Source organism: Flavobacterium panacagri (assembly GCF_030378165.1).
Classification (GTDB): Bacteria; Bacteroidota; Bacteroidia; order Flavobacteriales; family Flavobacteriaceae; genus Flavobacterium; species Flavobacterium panacagri.
Genome location: NZ_CP119766.1, coordinates 2,409,537 through 2,426,742, shown reverse-complemented (window position 1 = coordinate 2,426,742; position 17,206 = coordinate 2,409,537). Strand labels below are relative to the sequence as shown.

Annotated in this window: 9 protein-coding genes; 2 read left to right on the top strand and 7 right to left on the bottom strand. The window is 34.2% G+C overall.

All coding sequences use genetic code 11. From position 1 onward, the window contains the following. Positions 1-157 precede the first annotated feature (157 nt). From P2W65_RS10875 to P2W65_RS10855, 5 genes are all read right to left on the bottom strand, one after another. The gene (locus P2W65_RS10875) at positions 158-2,311 is read right to left on the bottom strand and encodes an alpha-glucuronidase family glycosyl hydrolase (RefSeq protein ID WP_289665503.1); all 2,154 of its coding nucleotides are present in this window, start codon (positions 2,309-2,311) and stop codon (positions 158-160) included. A 276-nt stretch (positions 2,312-2,587) separates the two neighbouring features. Continuing rightward, a complete protein-coding gene (locus tag P2W65_RS10870; protein ID WP_289665501.1) occupies positions 2,588-3,130 on the bottom strand; it encodes a YbhB/YbcL family Raf kinase inhibitor-like protein in 543 nt (180 codons plus the stop codon). Between the two features lie 86 nt (positions 3,131-3,216). Next, the gene (locus P2W65_RS10865; protein WP_289665500.1) at positions 3,217-4,053 is read right to left on the bottom strand and encodes a helix-turn-helix domain-containing protein; all 837 of its coding nucleotides are present in this window, start codon (positions 4,051-4,053) and stop codon (positions 3,217-3,219) included. Between the two features lie 79 nt (positions 4,054-4,132). After that, positions 4,133-5,161, bottom strand: a complete 1,029-nt coding sequence (locus P2W65_RS10860; protein WP_289665498.1) for a LacI family DNA-binding transcriptional regulator — start codon at positions 5,159-5,161, stop codon at positions 4,133-4,135. Between the two features lie 85 nt (positions 5,162-5,246). Continuing rightward, positions 5,247-5,693 carry a PepSY-like domain-containing protein gene (locus P2W65_RS10855; RefSeq protein ID WP_289665496.1) on the bottom strand — a complete coding sequence of 149 codons (447 nt, stop codon included), beginning with the start codon at positions 5,691-5,693 and terminating at the stop codon, positions 5,247-5,249. Between the two features lie 305 nt (positions 5,694-5,998). Here P2W65_RS10855 and P2W65_RS10850 point away from each other — a divergent pair, with 305 nt between their 5' ends. After that, a complete protein-coding gene (locus tag P2W65_RS10850; RefSeq protein ID WP_289665494.1) occupies positions 5,999-8,191 on the top strand; it encodes a tetratricopeptide repeat-containing sensor histidine kinase in 2,193 nt (730 codons plus the stop codon). A 12-nt stretch (positions 8,192-8,203) separates the two neighbouring features. Then, positions 8,204-8,845 (top strand): response regulator transcription factor, encoded by a 642-nt coding sequence (locus P2W65_RS10845; protein WP_289665492.1) that lies wholly within the window; start codon positions 8,204-8,206, stop codon positions 8,843-8,845. Position 8,846: 1 nt separating this feature from the next. Here P2W65_RS10845 and P2W65_RS10840 read toward each other — a convergent pair whose 3' ends face one another. Further along, the gene (locus P2W65_RS10840; RefSeq protein WP_289665491.1) at positions 8,847-9,764 is read right to left on the bottom strand and encodes a PorP/SprF family type IX secretion system membrane protein; all 918 of its coding nucleotides are present in this window, start codon (positions 9,762-9,764) and stop codon (positions 8,847-8,849) included. 3 nt (positions 9,765-9,767) lie between these two features. Then, on the bottom strand, positions 9,768-17,135 hold the full coding sequence (locus tag P2W65_RS10835; RefSeq protein WP_289665489.1) for an HYR domain-containing protein: 7,368 nt from the start codon (positions 17,133-17,135) through the stop codon (positions 9,768-9,770). Positions 17,136-17,206 lie beyond the last annotated feature (71 nt).

Here is a 17,206-nt window from a genome sequence, read left to right as displayed (position 1 = left end):
AATTTTTTAAACACATAGAAACATAGTTATTCTTTGTCTTTAAAGGCGTTTCACTTGCATCAATACACATAGGCTATGTGTGAGAAACTAGTTTCTTTCTTTAATCCTTTTACAATTAAATAAAATCTATGTTTCTATGTGTTTATTTTATTTTTAGTTACCCATTCCCCGGTGCAAAAGGAAATTTTAATGATTTAAAATACTCTAATGTCTGTGTTGGTTTTTCTACTCCAGCAGGAAGCTCTTTTCCTGAGAATTGCTGAAAATACAGCAAACAGGCATCACGCCACCACTTTGCTTCTTTATATTGGATTTCCAATAACATTTTAACTTCATTAAAACGTTCACTGTCTACATATTTTTCAGTTTTGTCCCAAACATTCTGCATTTCTCTAACCTGGTTTACACCTCCTTGATATTTCAGCGCTAAACCATTCCAAAGCGTTTGTCCGTTTTTTAGTTTATAATCCCATGAAACATGATGAAACCATAGCAGCTCTTTTTCCGGACAGGTTTCTAAATTATCAAAAAGCTTGGCAACTTCTGGAGCGTATTGCGAAACGGCATTTGTACCCGATTTCGATCTATCGAAACCAATTCCGTTTTTGTCTGCTTTATGATAATAAGTCGGATTCCATTCTGGTCTTGATAAATTAGAAACCCAAGGCCCAGGCCCGTAATGATGTCCAGTATCCATAATATGATGCAAACCCAAAGGAGCCATATAATTGACAACGGCTTCACGTGATTCAATCATTATATTTTTGATTGGTTTTATAAAATTTTCATCGTTAGAAAAAGTGCTTCTTAACCATTCGTCAGCAATGGTTTCCGAATCCAAATACGGATTCCAAGCCAGTCTTCCGAAACCATACCAATTCGCCTGCGCAAAAGGATGTCCTGTCCAGTTTAAATCGTTCCCAATATTGGCAACGCCGGCAATTCCCGTTAGTTTATTTTGATATAAAGTGCCGTCAACGACTTTGGCAACTGTCGAACCTTTTCCTTTTTGATACGTATCTGATTCTAAAACTTCCTGAAATAATTTAGGCAGAAAAACCAAATGCGTGCTGAAACCTAAATATTCCTGCGTAATTTGAAATTCCATCATGAGAGGCGTTTTTGGCATCGCTCCAAATAATGGATGAAATGGTTCTCTAGGCTGAAAATCAATCGCCCCGTTTTTTACCTGAACGATTACATTGCCTTTGAATTTCCCGTCATATGGCTGAAATTCGGCATAAGCTTGTTTAGCGCGATCATTGGCATCATGTTCAGAATATACAAAGGCTCTCCACATAATTACACCACCAAAAGGTGCAACGGCATCAGCCAGCATATTTGCTCCGTCAACATGATCTCTGCCATAATTTTGAGGACCAGGCTGACCTTCAGAATTGGCTTTTACTAAAAACCCACCAAAATCTGGGATTCGTTTATAGATTTCAGCCGACTTATTTTTCCACCAATTAATAACTTCAGGATCTTTTGGATCAGCCGTTTTTAAATTTCCGATTTCAATTGGTGCCGAAAATCTTGCGGTTAAATAGACTTTTATTCCGTAAGGTCTGAAGACATTCGCTAAGGCTTCAACCTTTTCTAAATATTGTGGAGTCAGAATTAAGGCGTTTGCATTTACATTGGTTAAAACCGTTCCGTTGATTCCTATTGAGGCATTCGCTCTAGCGTAATCAATATAACGTTGGTCAATAAAATCTGGAAGTTTTTGCCAGTTCCATAACGAAAAACTGGCATAACCACGTTCTACCGTTCTGTCAAGATTATCCCAATGATTCAGAATTCTGATATTCGTTTTTGGAGAATCAATAATACTTAAATTTTTAACAGATTTATTGGTCTGCAAAATTCTCAAGAAATGAAAAACTCCATATAAAACAGCAACATCGTTTTTTCCTGTAATAACAATTTGTTTTTTACTTTTAAGTGAAATGGATTTGATAATAAATCCTTCATTATTGATTTTTTCGAAATCCGCTTTCAGTTCCGATTTGATTTCCGAACTGAAATTCAATTGGGAGCCAACGATAAGATTGTTCTCTCCTTTAACATCTTGTTTGACTTCAGGAATATTTCCCAACATATCCAAAAACCCTGTTTTGAGTTCTTTTTCAGCAATTCTAATGGTTTCGGAATTTCCCAAAACAACAATGCCTTTAAGATTGTTTTTGTATTCTGAAGCTACTGCTGAGCTAGTTACTGCATTATATTGAAGCCACAATTTATAATCCTTTTGTGCCGAAGCCGAAAAGGAAATCAGAAGAAACAGGAAAACAAATCTTAATGAGATCATTGGCTTAAATTTATTCTTTAGAAACATCTTTTAGAAAGAATCAGCATTTTATTTATAATTAAAAGCATTTGATAAAATTTTAATTCAAAAAATACATTATCCTAAATAAAACAACAATTGCAATCGGTTGCGTAAAAATATAAGATTGTTGTTTAAGAAAAAAATTTTGACTGTCTTTTTTTTGGAAAAAATTATTTCTATAACAAATAAAAGCAGGATAATTATAAAAACTATCCTGCTTTAGCGGGGTGAATTTAGGTTTTAATTCCTCTAATATTATCGTTTGTAATAAGCTACAATACTGGCTTTTGCTAAAGTCTGATTCCAAAGATTAAAGCCAACTACAGCAGGATTTGTATTTTCATCAGTTCCTAGTTTATCTGTTTTTAAAGCATAAACTGTAATAATGTATTGATGATATCCGTGACCAACCGGAGGACATGGCCCTCCAAATCCTTTGATCCCATAATCGGTTACACTTTGAATTGCACCTTTTGGAACCAAATTTTTAGTTCCTGCATTGGTAACCAATTCGTTTACATTGGCAGGAATATCCACTACAACCCAATGCCAGAATCCGCTTCCTGTAGGCGCATCAGGATCGTACATTGTTACCGCAAAACTTTTAGTTCCTTCTGGAGCATTTTTCCATGATAACTGTGGAGACTGGTTTTCTCCAGAACATCCAAAACCGTTGAATTCCTGAATTTTAGTAGTTTCTCCTCCTAAATCTTTACTGTTTAAAGTAAATGTTTTCTGTGCAAAAATTGGTGTTGAAAAAATGGCTGATATCGCCAAAATCATACTTAGCTTTTTCATTTTATCTGTTTTAAAATTTTAAGCAAAGTTAGATTTGGAACAGCTAAATCATTTTAGGTAAAAGATCAAAAACTGTTGCTAAAAGCTCAAACTTTTTTGTGTTCTCTTGGCGTAACACCATATTTGAGCTTATAAGCCTGGCTAAAGCTGGAAAGGTTTTCATAACCGGCTTCAAAATATACTTCAGAAGGGCTTTTTTCCTGATTTAACAAGTAATGCGCATGTTCTAATCGTTTGTTTTGAAACCATTTCATTGGAGATGCCGAATAGTGTTTTTCGAATTCTCTTTTAAAAGTCGAAACACTCATATTACACAAAAACGCCAATTCTTTTACAGTCAACTTATCGAGATGACTGTTTTCGATTGTACGAATGAATTTTTGAGCCGTTTGATTGTTGTTAGTGATTAATGAATATAAAAAATCGGTTCCATATTGAGCAGTCAGATAAAGCATAATTTCTTCAAACTTAACTTCTAATAGTTTTATCTGAACAGTTTTAGAAAGTTTAGCAATATCGATTAAACTCTCTACAAAACGTTTTAAAAAATCATCATAGCCAAAATCATAAACCGATTTAGGTTCAATCGATTCTGATTTTTCTGATTCCATTTTTCTAATAAAATTACGAACCATTTCATTAGAAAAAAACAAAAGAATGCTTTTATAATTGGATGTATCTGAAATCCTTTTTTCAGTCATCAAACAATTTCCGGAACGCATTATGATGAATTTAGAAGGATCAATCGATAACGCTACATTATCAAAAATTACTTCTTTGGTTCCTTCAATGAGGAAACTAATGATATTTTGATTGAGAATAATCTGCTGTTTAGAAACATCTTTAGAACTGCTGTATTCTACAACATGCACCGACTGTGCTATTTCTAAATCCATTTCGTCTGGAAGTGTAATGGTTTTCATTCCAAAAAATAATATAAACGTTGATGACTTATTCAGCTATAAACAAACTGATAAGCCCTAATTCCAAATTGAGTCTGATTTATTTTTCTGAAGATTCTCTTGCCAATACTTCCGTATTTAAGAAGGTAATTTCTTTGGCATCATCACTCTTAGAAGACTTTAGATTTTTGATAATAATTTCTGCAGAAGCTTTTCCCATTTTTTCAGCAGGATGTGTGATAGTCGATAAATTAGGATCTATAATCTGTGAAATCGGGTCATTATTAAAACCAATTACTTTAAATTCTTCTGGAACTTTAATACCTCTTTTTTTAGCCGTCTGAATCGCACTTACCGCCAGAATATCTCCAGGAGCAAACAATCCGTCAGGAATTGGATTCAAATCAAATAAAGCATTGCTGGCTCTTACACCATCTTCGTAAGTAACAGAATTTAGATTGATAATCAATTCTTCTTCCACTTCAATATTATGATCTTTTAAGGCCTCTATATACCCTCTTTTTCTTTCGTTATATAAATTTCCTAATTCTGAGCCTGCTGTTAAATGCGCAATACGAATACAGCCTTGTTCAATAAGGTGTTTAGTTGCTTTGTAGCCTGCCGAGTAATTATCAATAACAACTCTAAAAGTATTGTAATCCTTGGGAACCCTGTCGACAAAAACTAACGGAATATTATTGTTGGAAAACTGATGAAAATGCGCTGTATCTCTGGTTTCCATTGCCAAAGAGCAAATCACACCGCTCACACGATTGCTATACAATGATTTAGCCATATTGACCTCTTCTTCATACGAGTCATGCGACTGCATAATGATAACCGTATAATCCGATTTTTGGGCTGTAATTTCGATCCCACTGATTAATGAAGATAAAAAGGGCTGTGTAACGGTTGGGATTAAAACACCAATAGTTCTGGTTTTGTTTCCGCGCAAACCAGCAGCTAAAGTATTAGGAACAAATCCCATTTCTTCGGCGGTTTTTTTTACTTTCTTAATCGTCTTGTCACTAATGGTATGATGGTCTTTTAAAGCTCTTGAAATAGTAGACGTTGCCAAATTTAATCTCTCGGCAATATCGTATATCGTTACATGTTTATTTTCTTCCATGAAATAAAAAATAAAGATGTAAATATAAACTATTTTCGTTCAAGATGTTCTCTTACCAGATTTCGTCTAAAATAAAATTTGCTATCTATTTTTTTACATTATTCTTTTTGTCTTTTAGAATTTTACCGTCTTTGGTAAATTCTAAATCAATTTTATTCGTCAAATCAACATCCAGATCTTTGTGTCCATAGTCGATGTGCGTTATTTTTTCATTTGGATAATTTTTGGCGACATAAGCTTTAATATTATCAGGTATAAAATCACTTGGAATTGGATTGTCACCGCCATCCACTTCGCGATATGAACCATCTTTCCAGAACTCTACTTCTGTTCCATCTTTTAGTTTAACTTCATAGCCTTTTTCTCCGTGTTCAGGATCCTTTTGCGCTTTTACCACTGTAGTATGGCTAAAATGTTTCTTTAAAAATTCCTGTGCCGGTTTTGGCAGTTCGGTTACTTCAATTTTCTTTTGTGCACTGGCCGAAATTGTCAGGATTAACAGTGTCATGGCTAAAAATATCTTCGTTTTCATAATTCATTTCTTTACAATATAGCATTACTAATTTACCACTTCAAAAAATGCCTTCAAATTAATTTAAGAAACTTTTAATGTTTTAAACGTTCCTAATAAATTGATTTACAAATACTTTAAATTAATTCTTGTTCTTAAAATTATATCACAACTTTGACTAAAAAAATTATTTTAAGGAATGGCTGTTTGATGCTTTTGTAGTATTTTTACCTTTCGGCTTCAGCAAAGCATGATATCATAAACCCCAAGTTTACAACACTTTAAATTTTACTCTAAATCCAAATTAGAGTTCAAACCAAAAACGTATGGCAATCTGGTCTGGAAGACTTTATGTATTGATTTTCATCTTTTTATCGTTCGGTCTGCAGGCTCAGATTGAAAATAAAAAGAAAACTTTCGTTTCCAAAAATTCCGTAAAAATTAAGGAGGATAAAAACACACTCGCACTTTATGATTTATACAATAAAGGAGATGAAAAAAAGGCATATAAAAAAGCACATTCTATCCTAAAATCGGGGTTTGCCGACAATAGAGCCCTCGCCCGAACCCATCTGCTTCTGGCTTATTATTTTAATAAAAGGGCGATTATTGATTCTTCTATATATTACACCAATCAGGCTTTAAAGTTCAACACGGTCGTAAACGATTCTTTAAAAAGCCGTCTTTTTTCGCTTGGTTACAATTTACTGGCCATCAATTATAAAAAAAGAGGTTTGCTGAATGACAGCAAAAAATGGCATTTAAAAGGAATCGAAGTTTCTCAAAAATACAATGAAAAAAATCTTTTCTATACACATACGCACGGTTTAGCACAAACTTACAGCGAATTGGGCGATTATGATAATGCGTTGAAATTGTTTAAACAATGTCTGGAATACAAAGACGACAATGAAATTATACTAGGCAGTTACATCAATATTGGGGATATTTATTCGAGGCTGAAAGATTATGACAACGCCAATATTTTTTATAAAAAAGGAAAAGTTCTCTGCGAAAAAACCAATAATAATCAGGGAAGAGTTATTGTTTTATTAGGTCTTGGCGAAAATTACCAATTGCAGCACAAACTTCAGGAAGCTTTAAAAATGTTTGAAGAAGCACGTGCTATTGCTGATAAAAATGAACTGAATCAGCTGTCTATTGTTTCAAGAAGCAGTATTGGTAATACGTATATTTCCTTAAAAAAATACAATGAAGCAAAACTGATTTTTTCTGAAGCGCTTCAGAAATCGGTTCACTTTGGACTGCTTCAAAATCAAAGTTCTATTTATGATGAGTTGAGGAAAATTGCCATTCTTCAGGACGATTATAAAAGTGCGTATTCATTTTTCGAAAAATCGACCCTTATAAAAGATTCGATCAATAATCTTCAGAAAATAAAAGAAATTAATGAGTTAGAAGTAAAATACAAAACGGCTCAAAAACAGAAGGAAATTGAGGCTTTGAAGTTTGAAAATGAAGCTAAAAAACTCGTTTTGGCGAATCAGGAAGAAGCGATCAAGAATATGATTCTTCAGGACGAAATTTCGAAGAAAAATAACGAAAACACGATTCTGGCGTATCAGAATTCATCAAACAAAAAACGAAATGAGATTTCTCTTTTGAAAAAAGACCAGCAGCTGAAAGCACTTGAAATTAATCAGCAGAAAAAAATAAGATGGTTTACGGTTATTGCTTTTCTGATTTTACTGATTCCGATAATTGGTCTTTTGTTTCAGTATTACAAACGTTTTAAAGTCCAGCATTTACTGAATATCAAACAGTCTGAAATCACTTCGCAAAAGATTGACGGAATTTTAAAAGATCAGGAACTGGAACTAATAAAAGCATCCATTAGCGGACAGGACAAGGAAAGACAACGCATTTCGCAGGAACTGCACGACAGCATTGGCGGAAATTTAGCAGCAATAAAACTTCAGGTGAATCATTTGAATGCTTCTGATTTTTCTACTATTCAGAAAATCAGTCTTCAAATCGATGAAACCTATCAGCAGGTTCGCGGTATATCGCATACGCTGCTTCCGAAAAAATTCAGCCAGAATAAGTTTTTGGAGGTTTTAGAATCGTATCTCAAAAATATCAGTGATGCGAGCAAGATTAAGATTTCTTTTATTCCGTATCCTAAAAAAGAGATTAATGAACTGAATGAAAATATTCAGGTGGAAACCTTTAAAATCATTCAGGAACTGCTGACAAATACAATTAAACATGCGAAGGCTTCGGAAGTAGAAATACAATTGAATTATATTGAAGATATTGTGAATCTTTTGTTTGAAGATAACGGAATTGGTTTTGATACCACAAAATATTCAAAAGGAATTGGCTTTATTAATCTGGAAAACCGAATTAAAAAACTGGAGGGTTCATTTGTTATTGATTCTAAATTAAAACGGGGTACAATCATTAATATTGAAATTCCGATTCCAGTTTCTAAAACCAAAAATACCATAAAAGGCATCGATCTAAAAAATCAGCTTGACGAATTAAAAAGCAACTAATATATTTGTTTGATGAAAAAAATTAACCTTCTTATTGCCGATGATCATACGATGTTCCTTCAGGGCATTATGTCTTTATTGGAAAAGGAACCGAATATTACTATCGTTGGAAAGGCCGTAAATGGAAATGAGGCTTTGGAAATCATTCAGGAAGGAATTGTTGATTTTATCATTCTGGATGTCAGCATGCCAGAAATGGACGGAATTGAGTTAAGCAAAATCCTAAAGAAACAGCATCCTAACGTGAAAATTCTGATTGTAAGCACGCACAGTAATGTGATGATTATTTCGAGATTAATCCGAATTGGAGTGAATGGTTATCTGCTGAAAAATGCCGAAAAAGAAGAACTACTGCAAGCAATTAATAGGATTGCGTCGGGAGAGAATTATTTTGCTGAAGAACTAGAGGAAAAACATCTTTCGAATAGTTCGAAAATTGAAAAGCAGGTTTCTAATTTAACAGAACTAAGTTCCCGCGAAAAAGAAATTTTAGTTTTGATTGCCCACGAATATAATACGGCCGAAATTGCTGAAAAAACGTTTATCAGCTTAAATACCGTAAATACGCACCGCCGTAATTTATTATCTAAACTGAATGCAAAAAATACGGCGGGTCTTGTAAAATACGCAGTTGAAAACGGTTTGGTCGATTGATTTATTCGAAACCGTTTCCTAATCTGTAATTTAAAACTAATCCAAAAGTGTCTGGAATTACTACATTATCAATTGCTTTATTGTAAGTGCAGATAACCCTAAAATTGTCTGAAAGATGAAATCCGGCTAAAAAGTTCAATGTCTTTGAAGTTCGGTAACCTCCGCCAAATTCTATTTTATTTTTATAATTGATTAAAAGATTCATATCGGCCTGTAAGGGCGCTCCTTCAACATATTTGAGCAAAAAACTGGGATTTACTAAGACTTCATGAAAGCGGTTGGTAAAAAATTTATATCCCAAATAACTGTAATAAACATTTTTTAAATTAGTATTGTTGCTGGAATTGAAAGCAGAGCTCAATAAATTTGGAGAAGATAAACCAAAATAAATCTGATCCCGATTGTATAAAAATCCAACTCCGAACGTAGGCGTAAAACTATTGATGTTTTCCTGAAATTCAGGATCATTTTCGATTCCTAACCGAGTCAGGTTTTCATTATAAAGCATGGCTCCTGCTGTAACTCCAAACGAAATAATACTGGGATCATAAGCCCACCATTTTCCATGTTTGTAATCAGGATCGTAGTAAATTTTATAGGAATACGACGTAAAGAAACTGGTTGTATTGGTTACTCCTATCTGATCGTGCGCTATTCCTCCTGCCAGACCAATTTTTTCTCCCCATGTTAGTTTATTTACTGAAAGATCAAAATTTTTCGGGCTTCCGTCTACCGAATTAAAATAACCATTGGTCGTCATGGCAATATCGATATCCGGATAATAACCGGCATGAGCAGGATTTATTAAAACGGCATTGTAATTATAACTTGAAAAAACGGGTGTCTGCTGTCCGTAGGCTCTTTCTAAAAAAATGATGATTATAAATAAAGCTAAGATTATATTGATTTTACTTTTCATGAATTAACGTTTTAAAACAAGATATCCCTTGGTTTTCTTAAAATGATGAGGCTGATCTACACGGATTTCAAAGAAATAAGTTCCTTCGGGCAATTGATTTGCTCCTAGACTTCGGCTTTTGTTGGCAATTCCGCTAAAAACATTAGAAGAATTATTGTAACCTTTCGTCTGATAAACCAGATCGCCCCAGCGGTTGTAAATCAAAACTTCATTATTTGGATAATCTGTGATTCCGTCAATTTCCCAGAAATCATTTATACCGTCTCCGTTTGGAGAAAAACCGTATTTGGTCTCGTCTTTCTGTGCAGGAATCACGGTTATAGTAATAGAATCTTCTGTCTCGCAGCCGTCTTGATTTGTAAAAACTACGGTATAAGTTGTGGTTTCTGCTGGTTTTGCAATTGGATTTCCTATTTTACTATTATTTAATCCTGTTGCAGGCGACCATGAAAAAGTACCGTCTTCTAAAGCAATTACATACAATTGCGCAACATCTCCTTCGTTAATTTCTACATCTGCTCCTGCATCAACAAAAATGGGATAGGTAAAGAGCTGAAATGAACATTCAGAAGTATTATTGCTATAATCCGAAACTTTTATGGTAACAGTCATTCCATCTAAAAAAGCTGTTCCAGGTGCGGGAGATTGAGTGATTACAGGATTTGGATCTGTATTATCGGTTGCAAAAATCATTTTGGTATAATCCGGAACCTGACTTACACTACAATCAAACATCTGTACATCAATACAATTAAAAACAGGCGCTTCTGTATCTTTAACCAAATGAATTGTAAATGAACAGGAAGTATTATTACCGCTGTTGTCTAAAACATTCATTGTCACAATCATTCCGTTAGTAACTGCTGATCCGGATGCTGGTGTCTGAGTTATTTTCGGATTTGGATCGCAATTGTCTGTTGCCGTAATCATCGAGCGATAATCGGGAAGAACTGCTCCAAAATCTAAAATCTGATCCGAAATGCAGGTAATTGAAGGCGCTGTCACATCTGCGGAACCATTAACTTTAAAACTACAAGAGGATTCGTTATTTGAAACGTCTTTAGCGATTATAGTAACCGTCATTCCGTTTGTAAAAACACTTCCTGCAGATGGATTCTGGGTAATTACGGGATAAGGATCACAATTATCATTTGCTGTAACTAAAGGTGTATAATCTGGAATTGTACTACCACATGATAACGTCTGATCTGCTATACAAGTTATTACTGGCGCAGTTACATCTGCGGAAGCGTTTACTTTAAAACTACAAGTTGAACTATTATAAAAAAAATCTTTGGCTGTTATTGTAATGGTCATTCCGTCTGTAAAAACACTTCCTGACATTGGGTTTTGTGTTAGTACTGGTGAAACATCACAATTATCTGTAACCGTTATCGATGCTGTATAATCTGGAATCGTCGCTTCACATGATAAAGTCTGATCTCCGATACAAGTTATTACAGGCGCAGTAACATCCGCAGAAACGTTAACTTTAAAACTGCAATTCGATTCATTGTTTGAAGCATCTTTGGCCGTTATTGCAATGGTCATTCCGTCTGTAAAAACACTTCCTGACATTGGGTTTTGTGTTAGTACTGGCGAAACATCACAATTATCTGTAACCGTTATCGATGCTGTATAATCTGGAATTGTTGCTCCACATGATAAAGTCTGATCTCCGATACAGGTAATTACCGGCGAAGTAAAATCTGCGGAAGCATTGACTTTAAAACTGCAATTCGATTCATTGTTTGAAGCATCTTTGGCCGTTATTGTAATGGTCATTCCGTTTGTAAAAACACTTCCTGCAATTGGGTTTTGTGTGATTACTGGCGAAACATCACAATTATCTGTAACCGTTATCGATGCTGTATAATCTGGAATTGTTGCTCCGCATGATAAAATCTGATCTCCGATACAGGTAATTACCGGCGAAGTAAAATCTGCGGAAGCATTGACTTTAAAACTGCAATTTGATTCATTGCTTGAAGCATCTTTGGCAGTTATTGTTACCGTCATTCCGTCTGTAAAAACACTTCCTGCAATTGGGTTTTGTGTGATTACTGGCGAAACATCACAATTATCTGTAACCGTTATCGATGCTGTATAATCTGGAATTGTTGCTCCGCATGATAAAGTCTGTTCTCCGATACAGGTAATTACCGGCGAAGTAACATCTGCGGAAACATTAACTTTAAAACTGCAATTCGATTCATTGTTTGAAGCATCTTTGGCAGTTATTGTTACAGTCATGCCATCTGTAAAAATACTTCCTGCTATTGGATTTTGTCTAAGTACTGGTGAAGCATCTTCTGCATCAGTAACCGTTATAAGATTTAGATAGTTTGGAATTACTTTTATTTCACAAGACAATGTCTGATCTGTTATACACGTAATTACCGGCGGATTTGTATCTTCCACAGTGCTAATACTGAATTTACATTCAGCACTGTTTCCAGAAGCATCAACAGCCAATAACACAACTTCTATGTTTTTTCCATCATAAACTGAACCTACTGCTGGTGTCTGTGTAATTTTAGGAGCTGTATCACAGTTATCTTTAACTGTAATACTTGTGGTATAATCTGGCAGTAAATCTCCTGAATTCAAGACTTTATTACTTGGACAATTTGTAATTACTGGAGCCGTAACGTCACTAAATTTGCTTCCAAAAATTAAATACGAAATTCCTGGATCTTGATCTGGATCGGAAGAATACTTTTCATCTGTACTTCCTATTAAAATATCATCGACACCATCTTTATTGACATCTTTTAAATAAGTCACGCTGTATTTTGCACTGTAACGGATTTTCATTTTTAACCCATCAGCGACATTGAAAAAGGTAAAATCTTCAATAGGATTCCAGCTTTTTTTACCATAGACGATATAGATATTGTCGATATAAACAATTGCCATATCATCGATTCCATCTCCATTAAAGTCACCATAACCTTTATATTCATCAAGATACTCTAGTGTATACATATTAAATTTGAATCCATTTGCTCCATTCAAGTCTTTAAGATCAACATTGGAAGGAAATACAGCATTCCCAAACAATACATAATTATCAATTCCTAAATCATTGTATGAATCACCATTTATATCTCCTAAAGCCTTAACCTGATAATATTGACTTGCGTCTAATGCATTGACTGAATTTTCGATTCTAAATCCATTTGTTCCATTTAAATTGGAAGTATTAAGTTTAACCGGTAAACCTGAAGCTCCAAAAACAACATATCTATATTTTGTGTAATCACCCGAAAAAATAATATCAGGTATACCATCACCATTTATATCACCTGGCGCTTCAATTGTCTTCCCAACATCTCCTTCTATTATCAATGAAGAAGAATTAGTTAAATCATCGATATTGATTGATGCAGGAAAAGCAGCATTTCGACCAAAAACTATATAGCACTTTTTAATTCCGCCAGTTCCTTCATTATCAGATAAAATTGCAATATCACTATAGGAATCATTATTAAAGTCGCCAATATTGGTAATTGCTGTTCCTAAAAATTCATTGTAAGTGTTGCCTGAAATTTTAAATCCGTTACTTCCGTTTAAACTCGAAAGTGGCAGCTTTGCAGTAAAAGGAGTTTTCTTTCCAAAAATAACATAAACACATCCAGCAAAATACTTTGTTGCATTTGCTATCCTGCGATCGCTCAGCATCAAATCATCAATACCATCTCCATTAATATCACCTGCCCCGCTTACATCATAAGACAATTGGCTAGTTATGTTCAAAACATCATCAAAAATTTTGAATCCGTTGCTGCCATCTAAATATTCTAGATTTACATTAGGAGGAAATCCAGTACTGGTTCCAAATATTACATAACATCCTTCATCTCTTGATCCAATAATAAAATCCTGAATTCCATCGGCATTTATATCTCCCGCCTGACTGGTTGTAAATCCTGTCCTTTTGGTTCCTTTATCTCCATATAAAATTACGCCATTACTGCCATTTAACTCTTTAACATCGATACTGGCTGTACTGCACTCTAAATCAAAAATTTTTGTTTTCAATTTTACTAAAAATGTGCAGGAGCTTTCATTACCTGATTTATCTTTGACGGTAATAGTTACATTCGTATCAGCAGTAAATAAAGTTCCAACAGATGGTGTCTGCGTAAAAACTAATTCATGGTCTAGAGTATTATCATCGCTGACATCTTCTAAGAAAGGAATATAATTAGGTAGTGAAGAATTTGCATAAAGTTCTTGGTTTATTGGGCAAACGATTACGGGGCTTCCACTGGTCATTAGTGCTACTGTAAATTTACACTCCGACATATTACCGTTTGCATCTGTAACTGTGAGTGTAATATCTGTCGCTGTTCCATCAAATACAGAACCAGCTATCGGAGTTTGTGTCATTAAAGGTTTACTATCACAATTATCCGTAACGGTAATTGATTTTGTATAATCAGGAATTAAATCTCCTATACCTAAAACTTGATTTGCAGGACAATTAGCGATGATTGGTTTTTCTGTATCTGCTATTTTTTTTCCAAAAACCACATAAGCGCTGCCAGGATTCCAATTCACCTTTAAATTACTTCCATACGAGTCACGATAACTTCCAATAATTAAGTCACTTATTCCATCTTTATTGACATCTCCCGCAAAATTTATAGCGGTTTTATGACTATACGTATCTGCTATATTAAGTTTTAAAAACTCTTTATTAGAGATGTAACTTAAATTTACAGCTGAATTCCACGCCTTTTTTCCATATAAAATACCACTATCAAAGAAACAATCATCAATTCCGTCTCCGTTAAAATCTCCTGCTCCTCCAAAGTTATTGCCAAAATAATTTGTTACTTTGAATCCATTGCTTCCATTTAAATCCTTTAAATCAACAGTTTTAGGAAAAGTACTTCTTCCAAATAGTACATAGCTTGATGTTACAAAAATGTCATTAAATCCATCCCCATTAACATCTCCGGCCTTAGCAATTTCAGCATAAGAATTTATTGGAGTTTCGGAGTTTTCAATCACAAATCCATTTGTTCCATTTATTTCCGAAACATTGAATACTGCAGGAAAATTAGCTGAGCGTCCAAAAATTATAAACACTCTACTTGGTGCAGCATTATTATAACCTATACCTATATCTGGAATATTATCTCCATTTACATCTCCTAAACCTGAAACATTTATACCAATTTTTCCAATTATAGGATCTCCTGTAATAATAAAACCGTTTGAGCCATTAATTTCATTGACTCTAATAATTGCTGGAAAGCTTCCATTTTTCCCATAGATAATGACACATTTTCCATTTCCTGCCCCAGATCCTCTAGTAATTACAGCTATATCCTGAAAACCATCTCCATTTATATCTCCTACTGAGCTTATTTCATTGCCTACATTACCATAATTTTCATTACCTATAAGAGTAAAACCATTTGTGCCATTTAAAGAAGATAAATTAAAATCAGCAGGAAACCCTCCACTTTTTCCAAAAATGAAATATACATGCCCAACTTCATTTCCATAAGTAGATTGTCTTATTGGATCACTAATCATAAAATCATCTATACCATCACCATTTATATCTCCAGCACTGCTTACATCATACCCCGTTTCAGGAAAATTGTTTGATGGAGTATCATTTCGAACAGCAAAGCCATTTGTTCCGTCCAGCAATCCTAAATCTATATTGGGTGAAAAACCAGTGCTTTTGCCAAAAACAACAAAAGCAGCTCCGTGAATAATTTTATAAACTTTATCTTTTCCGTACCAAGGATTATAATTTCCAGGAGCCCCAATTATAAAATCATCTATACCATCATTGTTTACATCTCCGGCTGTTTTCACACTAAAACCAGATTCTCTGACTTTTGTATCTCCAAAAACAGTAAAACCGTTGCTTCCATTTAAATTTGAGACATTAAAACTTGTTGTTTTACAATTAATTTCTTCCGTACTAGTTTTTAATTTTACTAAAAAAGTACATGAACTGCTGTTTCCTGCAGCATCAGTTGCGGTAATTTTTACATTTGTGTCAGAAGTAAATAAAGTTCCCTGACTAGGAGTTTGCGTAAAAACCAAATCAAATGGATCTGTAACATTATCTGTGATATCTACTAAAAAAGAAACGTAATTGGGCAGAGTAGAATTCGCAAATAATTCCTGATTTACAGGACAAGAAATAACTGGTGGTTCAATATCTGAACTACTAATCGCTTCGACTATAAAAGTACAAAATTCACTATTTCCAGAATGATCAGTTGCTGTCATTCTAACCGTCATACCGGGTATAAAGGCTGTACCAGAAACAGGACTTTGTGTGATAATTGGACTCACATCGCAATTATCAACTACTATAACTTCGCTAAAATAATTAGGTAAAATACTGCCCAAAGCCAGTTTCTTATTGCTCGGACAGCTAATTATAGGTTTTATGATATCGGGAGAAGAATTAACAATAAAACTACAAGTTGAAGTATTATTCGAGGCATCTTTCACTGTTAGAATAACCGTCATACCTGATGTAATAGCGCTTTCGGGAGCTGGAGATTGAGATATACTTAAAAGCCCATCACAATTATCATTAACTGTTATCCAGCTTTTATAATCTGGAAGAGTCAAACCACACGCGAGAAATTGAGTTCCTGGACAGTTTGTAATAACAGGTTTTGTAACATCGGTATCAGAAGTAATTGTAAAATTGCAATAGGATTTATTACCAGCCTTATCAGAATATTCGATTTCAACTGGAGTTGGATTACCATAAAAAATGGTTCCCGCTGCAGGTGTCATTTTGTATTTTAAATTAATACTGCAATCATCATTAAGATTCATAACAGGGCTAATCGCGTAATTGGGTATAGCATCACCACAGTTCAATTTAATGTTCGTTGGACAAGTAAATGTTGGCGGAGTAACATCTGGAGTAACAGCAGTAACAATAATACTGCAATTACTCGTGTTCCCAGCATCATCTGTTGCAGTAAATTGAATCTCCATTCCGTCATAAAAAAAAGAACCTTCACCTGGATATTGTGTTACATCGATTTCAGTATCAATATTATCATTGACTGTCAGCAAATCGAAATAACTTGGAACAGGCATTCCACAACTCAATTGTTGATTGGATGGGCAAATTAACGTTGGCGGTTCTGTGTCTGCAGCAGATTTAGCTGTTTTAGCAACAGCGCTTTTTGAGGTTACTTTTATAGTTTTACTAGCCGAATGAAAATCATTCTTGGTAGCAAGCGTAACAATATTTGAATTTAATTTATTAACCTCTTTTTCCTGCGCATAAATTGACACAAAAGAAAAAAAAGTTGCAAACAGTAAAACTAACTCAGCTTTTTTAGTTAAATTCTTGAATTTTATCATACAGAGGTATTATAATTTGCAAATACTATTTAAAGCGCAAAACTATAATCTCACTATTTCTTTCACATCAC